Raw genomic sequence first — 10777 nt, forward strand, 5'->3', positions numbered from 1 at the left:
CATTTTGAGCGCAAACCCTTGTCCCGTCGGCACGTTGCCCTTTCGTCGACGCCAACCGGGCCACCAGACCTGCTCATCCCGAACCTCCCCGGCAGGGCGGTGCGGGCCTAGTTATCGCCAAGGCTGGCCGCTACGGTGGCCGTTTGGCCCCGGACGTGGCGGCTTTGTCCGACACTGGGCACCCCACGACACCACGACCGCTCCCCGGTGGGTATTCAGAACAGCCCCCAACAACCCCTCGCGGCACCCCTCATCACCGCGCTCGTCGCTCTCGAAAAGCGGTGCGGTTGATTGCCACCGTGCGTTCGCCTCCGCGACGCACCAACAACCCAGCCACCCCGATGCCACGCCTACCGCCTTTCTCGTCGATTTCGCCGTTTGTGGTCAGCGTTGAACGCCGTGCGGTCAGTGTGGCTTCCCGTGTGGTCAGCGTGGAGCGCCGTGGAACTTGGGGGTAAGTAGTCGTCGTGAGGCCGTTTTCACTCCCTCTCGAATACAGACTGAAGTCACTACCTTGCCAAGGTAAGGGTCGCCGGTTCGAGCCCGGTCTCCCGCTCCAGCGGCTGATTCGAAGGCGAAACCGCACCGCTGCGGTCGTGGTCGTGCCCCGGCTTTTCGCCGAAAGTAGCGGTCTAGTGTGCTTATGGCCCGCGAGCGGCCGCCCTCAGCGTCCGGCGGACGCGTCGGGGCGCCGCTCCCTGAGGTCCGCCATTGATCTCCATGTCTACATAACCGCATCTTCGGCCGCAAATCGGACATATGGATCCGATCTTCGGTGACCCCGCGCTCCGAACTCACCCGGTCGATCGCAGACGACATCGGACACGGTCAGCCAGCTGGTAGATCGCAAGAGGCGGCTGGGGTTTGGCTCGCGGCGCGAACCTCAACAAACGTCAGCGAATCGCGCCGAACGCTGCTTGACGCCCTCGACACCTTCGCTTGGCGGGCGGCGCGAGCCGGCGTGGATAGTACGGAGACGTGGCAGACGCTTTTGAAAGAATCAGAGGGCTGGGTCAAGCGCGGCGTCGACGTACCCAGACTGTTGAGATGACGACCGTTCCGCTGATCAGGCACGCAAGCGAAACCCAGGGGAGTCCGCCTGATGCTGCGCCGGTCGGCGGCACGGCCGGAGCGGGGGCCGGCGTCGGTGTGGGCGATGATGTGGCCGCACATGTCGGCACAGTAATAGTGTCCGCATCTGTCGAGACAGTTCCGCCAAATGCTAACGCTCGTCCCGACCACGTTACGGCACGACCTATTGTGATACCTGAAGCATCGATGTCAGTCCCAACGAAAGTTGAGACCGCACCAAGCGTCGTGGCCGCCGTGGGAGCCCAAAACACATCGCAAGCGGATGCACCACCAGCTAATCTGACAGCCGAGTTGTCTACTGTTGTAAGGGCGCCATTCACCTTGAAGATGAACGCTCCGGCGCCCGTTAGAGTGATTCCTGCGGTTCCAATGGATGCGTCACTCGAAGCCGCGGTACAGTAAACCCCTGGTGCATACACTCCCAGGGTGCCGTGCGAAGTATCGGTGGCCAGATCAACCGCACCGGGTGGAAAGGTGAACGTGCACGCTTGACTGTTCAGATTGGCTGAGGCAGAGCCTTGGTCTGTTCCTGCTGTCGAATATTTACTACTCGGCGGGCTGTGCGTGGTGCCGCTGACCGTAGGTGCCACCGCCGGTCCTGTTGTATATCCAAGATCTCCGTTGATGGTGGTGCCCGATACAGCGTTGGCATAGGTGCCAGCAAGGATGCCAAAAGCGGTAGCCATGCCAAGGTTCGGTGACGTTGCAGCATAGGCAGCTATGGCTGGGACCATAAAGAGGGCCAGGAGCAACGAGACGAATCCTGTTCTCACAAACAACTTCATACTCTGTCCTACCGAAACCGTCTATTCAGGGGATTGAAGCAGTCTGCACGCTCCTGTTGCCGTCGCATGCTAATAGTGGTTAGGAGCATTATCGCCGAACCACGCCGTGTGCACACTCCGCGAAGCGTTCGGGCCCGTGAAGGCTGCCACGCCCCTGGCGGGGCGCTCGCTTTCCGCCTGCTGAGGTTGAATCCGAATTGAGGTTAGGCACGGCTTGCGCCCATCTTGGCGTTCGGCGCGATGCAAGCGTCGCCGGGCCTACCTTGCCAAGGTAAGGGTCGCCGGTTCGAGCCCGGTCTCCCGCTCCACACACGTTCGTTCCCGGCAGACCTCGTGACACTGTCCGCCCCACCGTGCTGACGCCTATTGGTCAGTGCCGCTGGTCAACGCGTCGAGGAGGTCCTGGAGAACCCGGCAGGCGGCGTCGAATCGCACCGGGTCGACCGTCTGTGCCCAGTGATCCTCGATCTCCGCGACACGGTCTCCAGCATCGTCGAGGGCTCGACGACCGCGACGCGTTGGGAAGATGAGCTTGGCACGACCATCGCGTGCGTCCGGCCGGCGTTCGAGGTAGCCAAGCTCCTCGAGCTCGGTGACGAGTTCAGACGTCGCGGCAAGACTGAGCTGCGCCTTGGTGGCTAGGTCGGTCAGACGGATGCCATCAATGCCGAGATTGCCAAAGATCTGAAGGTGTGGTTCGCGGAGGTCGGAATAGCCGTGAGCCGCCGCCGGAGCAAACAACTCCACCCGGAACTGGCGGAGAAGCCGCCCCAGAAGCTGGCCGACCGCCAATCTGTCCTGCGGGAGATCGTTTGACGTGGGCACTGCCGCTCAGTATACTTCGGGCCCCGAAGCTTCGGAGCCCGAAGGAAATGCCGAAAGGGGACCCATGGACGATCACAAGAGCGGCAACGTCACGATGGTCGGGACGAGGCTCGGACCACTGCGCGTGGAGGCGTTGGGGGTCGGCCCTCCCGCAGTGCTGTGGCACAGCCTGTTCGTGGACTCAACCACTTGGAAGAGAGTGCGTGGCTCGCTGGCGGAGTCGCACCGGCTGCTCTTGATCGACGGTCCCTCGCACGGTGGCAGTGGATCAATGACCCGCGGATTCAGTTCAGCTGAATGCGCGGGCGCGGCCGCTGACGTTCTGGATCACCTTGAAATCACGGAGCCGGTCGACTGGGTGGGCAATGCCTGGGGCGGTCATGTGGGCATCCTCTTTGCAGCCGCCTATCCGGAGCGTTGTCGCAGTCTCATTGCCATGGGAACTCCGATCCAGGCGCTCAGTACGAGCGAGCGTCGGCGGATCGCCATGCTCGTCGCTCTCTACCGCCTCATCGGCCCGGTGGGACCGCTCCTCAGGGCCGTCGAAGACGGCCTCCTCGCTCCCCAGACGCGGGCCGGGGACCCCGAGGCTGTGCGTCTCGTCGCCGACGCGCTCCGTCATGCTCAACGTCGTGGCATGTGGATCGCGATGCGGTCACTGATGCTGGCTCGGCCGGATCTGAGCCGCGTTCTGGCGGATGTTTCCGCGCCGACGCTCTTCATCACCGGCGACGAACTGGCGACCTGGAAGCTTGCAGACGCGCAGGCTGCCGCCGGTCGCATGCGTCATGGGAGCGCGGCCCTTGTCCCCGGGACACGGCACCTCACCCCGTTGGAGGCGCCAACCGCTGTCACGGCGCTGGTCACCGACTTTTGGCGCCGCGTTCGCGACGCCGGCGGCACCGGCGATGAGAGCGAGGGCAAGATCCTTATTGGTACCTAGCCGGCACTCGAGGGTCGTTCGAGGTCGGCCACAGCCACATCCGTGCTCTCCGTTTCGCATTCAGAACCACCACCCTCCCCCACCGACACCGCGTCTTGTGGTCAGCGTCGAACGCCGCGTCGTTGCGTGGCTGCCCGCCTGATATGCGAGCCCTTCCGGGTACGGACTTAGGTCGCTACCTTGCCAAGGTAAGGGTCGCCGGTTCGAGCCCGGTGGATGCCGGTGGCCCTGGCGAAGGTGCTGCGCGTGCCATCGTTGCCGGTTGCCCCGCGCGCCGATGCTCCCCGCCGCGCGCTGGAGCAGGCCGCCTGACCGCTGCTTGGCGTGGCGACACGACAAGGCCCGTGGCGCCGCAGGACCCGCTTCCCGTCGTGGGAGGCGGGTCCGTCTTCATTGTCCTCCGCGCCGCACAGGCGTTTAGACGGAGCCGGAGTCGCTGATCGTGCACCCCACCGCAAAATCGTGTATTTAGCAACCTCGACCGCTGGAGGGATGCCGTGCCGCAACCAGTCCCCAACTCGCCGGGGCACACCGCCATACTTGCCGCGGTCGGGCGCGCCCTGGACGCAGACGCCCCTGATTCGATCCTCAACGACCACATGGCAAGGGACCTCGCCGGAGCAGCTGGTGAGGCGATCATCGCCGGGCTCAAGTCGCAGACCACTCCTGAGGGCGTTGCGAGCTTCGGGACCGTTTTCGCGTTGCGAGGGCGGCTGGTCGAGGACGAAGTGGCGCGGGCCGCCGGCGAGGGGATCGACCAGTACGTGGATCTTGGGGCCGGTCTCGACTCCTTCGCGTACCGGCGTGGCCAGACCACCGCCGCGACCCGCGTGTTCGAGGTGGATCGTCCGGGCGCGCAGGCGTGGAAGGAGGCCCGACTCGCGGACCTCGGGATCGCAACGCCGGCGAACACCATATATGTCCCGGTCGACTTCGAGGAGGACAGCCTTGCGGACAGGTTGTCAAAGGCCGGGTTCGACGCGAATTCCCGCGCCGTGGTGTCCTGGATCGCGGTCATCCAGTACATCGGTGCCAAGGCGATCGACGCGACACTCGGCTTCGTCAGCACTCTCCCCGCGGGCACCCGCCTGGTTATGACCTACGTGGTCCCGCCGGCGACCCTGACCGACCTAGAACAGCAGGGCTTAAAGTGGACGATGTCGCAGGCCGAGGCTCGCGGCGAGCCCTTCCTTACCATGCTCACCCCGGACGAGGTTGAGGCGCTGCTCAGGCGCCATGGCTTCGCAGAGGTCGAACACTTCGCACCGGCGGACCTGCTGGCCCGGTTCATACCGGGGCGGAAGGTGCAGCTTCCGAGGATCGAGCGAATGGTGATTGCAACGTCGTGAGCGTCGACCTCGCGGATCCATCCCGTGCGAAATATGTCGTTGCATCGTTTGTCTCACGGGCACACGATTGCAACGCCGTACGCCGACCGAAGGCGGTGGAGGCCGTCGCGATCAGGGAGCGGAGCGCCGGGTCGCGCTTCATGAGCGAGCCGCCCCGCTCGTCGCGGCCTCGACGAGGCCGGCGAGCGGCTGCCCGGCGACGGTCAGCAGCGGCTGCGCCAGCAGGGCGCGGAGGAACGGCGAGCCGTCGACGACGCGCTGCCGAAATTCCTCCCAGCCGTACGAGACGACGTTGACGGGGCGGCCGAGGCGCAGCTCGAGCTGCCAGAAATCTTCGTTGAAGACGTCGCGGTCCATCTCCCCGACGAGGAGGACGTCGACGTCACTGTCCGGCGTGTCGGTGCGCGCCGCAAAGGACCCGAAGATATAGGCGCCGGAGCGTTTCCCGAAACCGCGCAGGCGGCGGCGCAGCTGCTCCCCGACCGCCAGCTCGCGGGCGGCGTAGAAGTCCGGCGCCGCCGGCTCCGCGGTGTAGCGCAGGGCGTGGCCGGCGCCGTCACGGCGCACCAGCCCGCTGGCCACCGCCCGGTCCAGCGCCCGCTGGCCGGTCAGTTTGTGGTGCGACCAGTAGCGGACGAGGTCTGCCTGGGCGAGCGGGCGGGTCGGCGCCGCTAGCAGGGAGGCGAGCACGTTGCCGAGCGTCTCCGAGCCGAACAGCGCCGCGGTCGAGGTTCGGGTCATCAGACTCATGGTATGACGACCACAGTTAGTAGTCAACCCAGACGGCGGTTCCACGCGCCTCCCGGGGTGGCTCCTCACGCCTCCCCTACGAACCCTTCCGACTCCGTCGCCAGGCCGCGAACTTCGCGGCGAAGTCGTCCTCGCACGGCGGGCAGACCCACGAGGCCTCGCGGCTCGCGGGTCGCGGCTCCACCGGACTCCGCCAGGGACTCGATGTCGCCGAACTCCTGGCGCACGTTGCCGCAGCGACCTACGTCGACGAGCGGGATGACGGCCACCTCCGTGGTCGTTGCCTGCGACGAGACTGCCGTGGTCATCTCTGACCCTCGGTGTGGTCCGAACGTGGACGCACGCGGTCAGAGCACGGGGCGCGAGTGCAGGGGAGTGCCGGCGCAGCCCGCCGCAGCGGAGGGACTGCCGTGCTGCGCCTATGAGCGGCCACATCGGACTGCACGGGCATCAGCCCTCGCCGGGTTGGCAAACGTTACCTACCGCCTGCGTGCGTCGGAACGGCAAGGTATCGTCGACTTGCACGTGCGCCGACACCCCAGCGACGACCGTCCATGACCCTGCGTCAGCGCGCCGGTCAACAGGTCCTCGAAGCCGAGCGGACGATCATGCGCGAGCTCAACGCGTCGGATGCTGACGGACTCCAGGAGGTCATAGGCGACCCGCACGTCATGGGGAACCAAGCGCGGACGATCGAGCAGACGCGAGGCTGGATTCGTTACCACATGCCCGGGTACACCGAACACGGCTTCGCGCTGTGGGCCGTGATCGCGAAGGACAGGGGCGAGCTAATCGGCGACTGCGGGATCCTCTACCGCACCATCGCCGGAGGCGGCGAGTTCGGGCTCGGATACCACCTCAGACGTGACTGTTGGGGCTGCGGGATCGCGACCGAAGCGGCGCAGGCGGTATGCGATACGGTCGGGACAGCCACACGCGTCACGTCTGGTCGCTGTCATGCTGCCCACCAACATTCGATCACCTAGGGTCGCCGTCAAGGTCGGCATGTCCTTCGAGCGAACATTTCTGAAACCCGACCTGCAGGGAGCGATGGGCGCGCGGGATTGGGCGTGCCCCGCTTGGACAGACACTTTTCCTAACCCGCGCACACAGGGGCGTGGCGGGATTCGTAGTCTGCCGGGCTGAGGTTGCCCAGGGTGGTGTGCCAGCGCTGGCGGTTGTACACGACCTCGATGTACTCGAAGATCGCGCTCCTGGCGCCGGCCCCTGTCGGCCAAGTGTGCCGGTCCAGCAGGTTGATCTTGAGAGTCGAGAAGAAGCTCTCGGCGACGGCGTTGTCCCAGCAGTTGCCAGGCCGGCTCAGGCTTGAACGGATGCCGAGTCCCCAACGACGAGCAGGGTCGCTCCATCGACTCGGGCCACTCGCGCACGCGAGTCTCCGCGCCAGAGGCCCTTTCGGGATGCGGGCGGACGCCGATTCATGCCGGCTACGGTGGCGCGATGGCAGCGGCCACGATGGGCTTGGCCCACTCGGGGACGATATCCAAGCCGCTCATCTCGACAACGCGTCCACGCTGCGCGTGGAGCAGGAGTCTCGGTTTCGGGGTCAGGCCGGATCGCGGATCAGCCTCCGCGGTGTTGTCGAAGAGGCGCAGATCGGTGAGATGGGGAATCAGGCGAATGAGGTTGGCTCGGCTGCCGACGTACCGGCGTTGGATCGCCTCCATCGGGACGTCATGGCCCCCCGCCATTACGCGGTTGCGAACGCGGGCTGCGTGCACATCAACACCATCGACACCGACGTACAGGATCCGAATCTCGGCACCGGCGAGAGCCGCAGCCAGAAGTCGGTCCGTGATGGTGGTGCCGCCCAGGGTGGTCTCGAAGGCGTACACGAGCCCGTCACGAATGGCAGTCTCCAACATGGTGACGCCCTGCTGCCAGGCGATGGAGTTGGCGGTGTCGAGGTCGAGGCCGGGGTTGGCGGCGAGGAGCTGCTGCGTGGCGACGTCGGGATTGAAGACCGGCGTCCGACTGATTGCCGTCGACGCCGCCAGGACGGAGGACTTCCCGGCTCCGTTGACCCCAGCGATGACAAAAAGGCGCGCCCTGACAGCAGCCTCAGCCACGCGTCGGGGCTGGAGCGGCTCGCGAGGCGAGGGTCACCGCAGCGCGCCCCATGTCCTCGGGTGACGCATCGAAGGCGGCGACCAACGCAGAGCGGGTGGCGTCGCTCTGCATGTCAGCCAGCATGCGGTCGAACTCCGCGGTCAGCCTGTTGAGTTCGCGCGCGGGCTGGCGCGACAAGGCCTCGAAGTCCTCGACCGACACCATAACCGCCCGCACTTCGCCGTAGCGCGTAATCTCCACTCGCTCGCCGGCGACGGCAGCCTCAAGGAGGCTACCGAACCGGTTTTTGGCTTCGGCAGACGACACGCGGCGCGTCCGGGACGGATCGGTGGCTGACATGTTGGCCGACATTATAGCCAAGATGGCCAGTGTCGCCACAGTTCCGGCGAGCGGAACCAGAGCACGCGGCGATGGGTCGTCGCGGTGGTGAGGTTCAATGCTGCTTAGTCCCCGCCTTCCGCCGTCGCAGCGAGTCACTCCTTCCGGCGGGGGCGGGTTCAACGCGGACACTCGCCGACACCGACGGCGGGTCGCAGGCCTGCGCCGGGCCTCAGCCCGCGACCCCGAAGACCGCGGCGGTTGCATTTCTGATGGTCGCCTCGCCGACGGCACCGATTTGCTCCCCGTGGGAACGCGGTGTGATCAGATTGGACGCCCGCAGGGCCGGCGTTGAGCCCCGTGGAAATTGGGGGTAAGTAGTCGTCTAGTGGCCGCTTTCAGCCCCTCCCGAATATAGAATTAGAAGCGTACCTTGCCAAGGTAAGGGTCGCCGGTTCGAGCCCGGTATCCCGCTCCACTCCGCGATTTGAATACTGGAATGGCCCGGCTTTGGTCTCTGTGGACCGCTGCGGATGTCGCCGAACGTAGTGTTCCGGGAATTCGTAGACGCACTACCTGCAGAGTGGTGTCAGGGCCCGCCGGCCCATCCGCGCTGGTCGCGCGCCTGGTGCCTCGGCTGCTTGGGGTGAGGGTAGTCATCACGTACTACAACACCGGATTCACCCGCGGATCGGACACAGCCGGCTGAACCTTGCTCCAACGCCCTGATTCTGCAGGGTCCGCTCAGGCCGCCTCAGTGCGCTCAGGGTCACTCGCGATCGCTCGATGTCAGCGCCGCTCAGGGTATCAGCGCGGTCATCGCTTCCACTGCCTCGCTGTCCGTCAAGCCCTGCTCGACGCACAGCGACCGCCAGGTGGTGAAGCTCACTGCGTGTCCGATCACTGCGCGAAGGCGTCGGCGCCCCCGGCCTCTCGCCCCGAACGGCTGCAGAAGCACCTCGCGGAGCCGCAGGTCAATGTCCGTGACGCCACGCCGCACCTCCGCGGGGATCACCTCCCAGTCGCGGTGGACGTTGGTCAGCATCGCCTCTCCGCCGCGGTAGAAGCGGTAGAGATCGGCGAGACCGAAGCGGAACCGATCGGCCGGGTCGGCCACTCTCCGCCAAGCGGTCACGTCGGGTCGCAGCTGCTGAGCCGACCAGTGCTCGTTGCATGCCGCGAACAGCTGGGTCAGGTCGGGAAAATGGCGGTAGACGGTGAGACGGGTAACCCCCGCCTCGGCGGCTATCGCGGTGACCGTTGCCGCCGCGAGACCGATGGTGCTGTGGAGGTGCACCGTGGCCTCGACGATGCGGCGGCGGGTCGCCTCGGCCCGATCGGCCCGCTCGCGCATCCGGTACGGCCGCCTTTCCACTGTACGCGGTTGTTCACTCAACTCTTGACTTCCGATAAGACGCGATGCACACTCTTGGTTGAGCAGTATCGTTCATCCAAATTCGAAAGGGGCCGTATGGACGCCGCCGCATCTCCTCCGCTCACCATCGTCCAGCCCGGCGCCGGTCGCGTCGGCGGACTGGCTCCCGGCATCGGCGTCGTCTTCAAGCTCAACGGAGCGGATACCGGGGGATCAGTCTCCGTCGTCGAGCACCCCTTCGAGGTCGGTGCATTGGTGCCTCCGCACATGCACACCCGCGAGGACGAATACTCGATCGTCGTCGAGGGCGAGATCGGGTTCCGGTCCGGTGACCGCGAGGTAGTACTGGGTCCGGGTGGCTACGTCACCAAGCCCCGCAATGAGATGCACGCGATGTGGAACGCAGGCCCGACACCGGCTCGCATGATCGAGATCATCACCCCGGCGGGCTTCGAGGGATTCTTCGCCGAACTCGCCGACCTCGTCGCAGCGGACGCGTTCACGATGGACGCGATGGGCGTGCTGGCCTCAGGGTACGGGCTAAGTTTTGGCAGCCCGGATTGGCTGCCCGACGTGGTCGCTCGGTTCAGCCTGACGGTGCCCCCAGGCGTCTGAACACTCCGCCGGCTATGGTGCGAGACGTTTCTGGTTCACGTCGCCGTTCGGCATGATGTTCCTGCGCCCTCTGCGCCTGGGCTACTTGTTGTGCGCAGCGTGGAGGCTCGTGTGGCTTCCGTTGGGCCTGACCCGATAAGACGCACCACCATGATGTGGGGTTCAACCCCGCGAAGGTGGTCCGGATGGCGCGAGGGGAGCGGCAAAGGGGCGCGTCGCTCACGAAGCAGGTACAAGGGCATCGGCGTCGACAGCCGGTGCCGGCGGGCGTCGACCGGCCGTCCCTCAGGCGCCGAAGTGACGGCGGCGGCGTGTGCCGCAAGGGTCGGCGACCGCTCGCGTCTCTTCTCCCAATGACGGACGCCGTGGGAGCGCCGCATGGTGAGCGACGGAACTCCGGGCGGTCAGCGTGGATCCCCGTGGAAGTTGGGGGTAAGTAGTCGTCGTGAGGCACATTTCGACCGCGCGCGAATACAAAACAGAGCCACTACCTAGTTGTGTCCCTTAGTGTGGTGTAAATCCGGGGTGAGCCTTCTGGCCCTGCCGACGAGGTAGACAAAGAAGGCCACCGCGGAGTTCTCTTGGAAGCTCTTACCCAAACCAGGAGACCCACGATGGCCCAGGACAGAATGAC

At 65.8% G+C, this 10777-nt stretch carries 11 protein-coding genes and 1 pseudogene; 4 read left to right on the forward strand and 8 right to left on the reverse strand.

Going from position 1 to position 10777, the window contains the following annotated elements; genetic code table 11:
• Window positions 1–1013 precede the first annotated feature (1013 nt).
• Window positions 1014–1877, reverse strand: a complete 864-nt coding sequence (locus JF886_RS16700) for an ice-binding family protein (RefSeq protein ID WP_350340557.1) — start codon at window positions 1875–1877, stop codon at window positions 1014–1016.
• Window positions 1878–2240: 363 nt separating this feature from the next.
• Complete coding sequence (locus JF886_RS00110) at window positions 2241–2702, reverse strand: MarR family winged helix-turn-helix transcriptional regulator (RefSeq protein WP_337308371.1); 462 nt, start codon at window positions 2700–2702, stop codon at window positions 2241–2243.
• Between the two features lie 94 nt (window positions 2703–2796).
• On the opposite strand from JF886_RS00110, the gene JF886_RS00115 reads away from it, so the two are divergent.
• Together JF886_RS00115 and JF886_RS00120 are read left to right on the forward strand one after the other, a co-directional pair.
• The gene (locus JF886_RS00115; protein ID WP_337308386.1) at window positions 2797–3645 is read left to right on the forward strand and encodes an alpha/beta fold hydrolase; all 849 of its coding nucleotides are present in this window, start codon (window positions 2797–2799) and stop codon (window positions 3643–3645) included.
• Between the two features lie 497 nt (window positions 3646–4142).
• A complete protein-coding gene (locus JF886_RS00120; protein ID WP_337308373.1) occupies window positions 4143–4994 on the forward strand; it encodes a class I SAM-dependent methyltransferase in 852 nt (283 codons plus the stop codon).
• Between the two features lie 138 nt (window positions 4995–5132).
• Here the strand turns inward: JF886_RS00120 and JF886_RS00125 are convergent, their stop codons facing one another.
• Both JF886_RS00125 and JF886_RS00130 read right to left on the reverse strand, forming a co-directional pair.
• Window positions 5133–5735, reverse strand: a complete 603-nt coding sequence (locus tag JF886_RS00125; RefSeq protein WP_337308375.1) for a nucleotidyltransferase family protein — start codon at window positions 5733–5735, stop codon at window positions 5133–5135.
• Window positions 5736–5809: 74 nt separating this feature from the next.
• Complete coding sequence (locus tag JF886_RS00130; protein ID WP_337308376.1) at window positions 5810–6052, reverse strand: hypothetical protein; 243 nt, start codon at window positions 6050–6052, stop codon at window positions 5810–5812.
• Between the two features lie 246 nt (window positions 6053–6298).
• Here JF886_RS00130 and JF886_RS00135 point away from each other — a divergent pair, with 246 nt between their 5' ends.
• A complete protein-coding gene (locus JF886_RS00135; RefSeq protein ID WP_337308378.1) occupies window positions 6299–6730 on the forward strand; it encodes a GNAT family N-acetyltransferase in 432 nt (143 codons plus the stop codon).
• Window positions 6731–6840: 110 nt separating this feature from the next.
• On the opposite strand, the pseudogene JF886_RS00140 reads toward JF886_RS00135, so the two are convergent.
• From JF886_RS00140 to JF886_RS00155, 4 genes and pseudogenes are all read right to left on the reverse strand, one after another.
• A pseudogene (locus JF886_RS00140) lies at window positions 6841–7083 on the reverse strand (integrase core domain-containing protein); the annotation flags it as partial.
• A 109-nt stretch (window positions 7084–7192) separates the two neighbouring features.
• Entirely contained in the window at window positions 7193–7834 is a 642-nt protein-coding gene (locus JF886_RS00145) for an ATPase (protein ID WP_337308380.1), read from the reverse strand.
• Window positions 7827–8213, reverse strand: a complete 387-nt coding sequence (locus tag JF886_RS00150) for a type II toxin-antitoxin system Phd/YefM family antitoxin (RefSeq protein WP_337308381.1) — start codon at window positions 8211–8213, stop codon at window positions 7827–7829. The genes JF886_RS00145 and JF886_RS00150 overlap by 8 nt, the downstream gene beginning before the upstream one ends.
• A gap of 739 nt (window positions 8214–8952) precedes the next feature.
• Window positions 8953–9507, reverse strand: a complete 555-nt coding sequence (locus JF886_RS00155) for a TetR/AcrR family transcriptional regulator (RefSeq protein ID WP_337308382.1) — start codon at window positions 9505–9507, stop codon at window positions 8953–8955.
• Window positions 9508–9624: 117 nt separating this feature from the next.
• On the opposite strand from JF886_RS00155, the gene JF886_RS00160 reads away from it, so the two are divergent.
• Complete coding sequence (locus JF886_RS00160; RefSeq protein ID WP_337308384.1) at window positions 9625–10143, forward strand: cupin domain-containing protein; 519 nt, start codon at window positions 9625–9627, stop codon at window positions 10141–10143.
• Window positions 10144–10777 lie beyond the last annotated feature (634 nt).

The sequence above is a fragment of the Candidatus Aeolococcus gillhamiae genome, from assembly GCF_016464765.1.
In the GTDB taxonomy this organism is placed as follows: Bacteria; Chloroflexota; Dormibacteria; order Aeolococcales; family Aeolococcaceae; genus Aeolococcus; species Aeolococcus gillhamiae.

What these genes read in the sequence shown, in the direction of transcription:
- JF886_RS00130 (WP_337308376.1), bottom strand. Translation starts at nt 6,052, where the DNA reads ATGACCACGGCAGTCTCGTCGCAGGCAACGACCACGGAGGTGGCCGTC.
- JF886_RS00155 (WP_337308382.1), bottom strand. Translation starts at nt 9,507, where the DNA reads ATGCGCGAGCGGGCCGATCGGGCCGAGGCGACCCGCCGCCGCATCGTC.
- JF886_RS16700 (WP_350340557.1), bottom strand. Translation starts at nt 1,877, where the DNA reads ATGAAGTTGTTTGTGAGAACAGGATTCGTCTCGTTGCTCCTGGCCCTC.
- JF886_RS00160 (WP_337308384.1), top strand. Translation starts at nt 9,625, where the DNA reads ATGGACGCCGCCGCATCTCCTCCGCTCACCATCGTCCAGCCCGGCGCC.
- JF886_RS00135 (WP_337308378.1), top strand. Translation starts at nt 6,299, where the DNA reads ATGACCCTGCGTCAGCGCGCCGGTCAACAGGTCCTCGAAGCCGAGCGG.
- JF886_RS00125 (WP_337308375.1), bottom strand. Translation starts at nt 5,735, where the DNA reads ATGACCCGAACCTCGACCGCGGCGCTGTTCGGCTCGGAGACGCTCGGC.
- JF886_RS00115 (WP_337308386.1), top strand. Translation starts at nt 2,797, where the DNA reads ATGGTCGGGACGAGGCTCGGACCACTGCGCGTGGAGGCGTTGGGGGTC.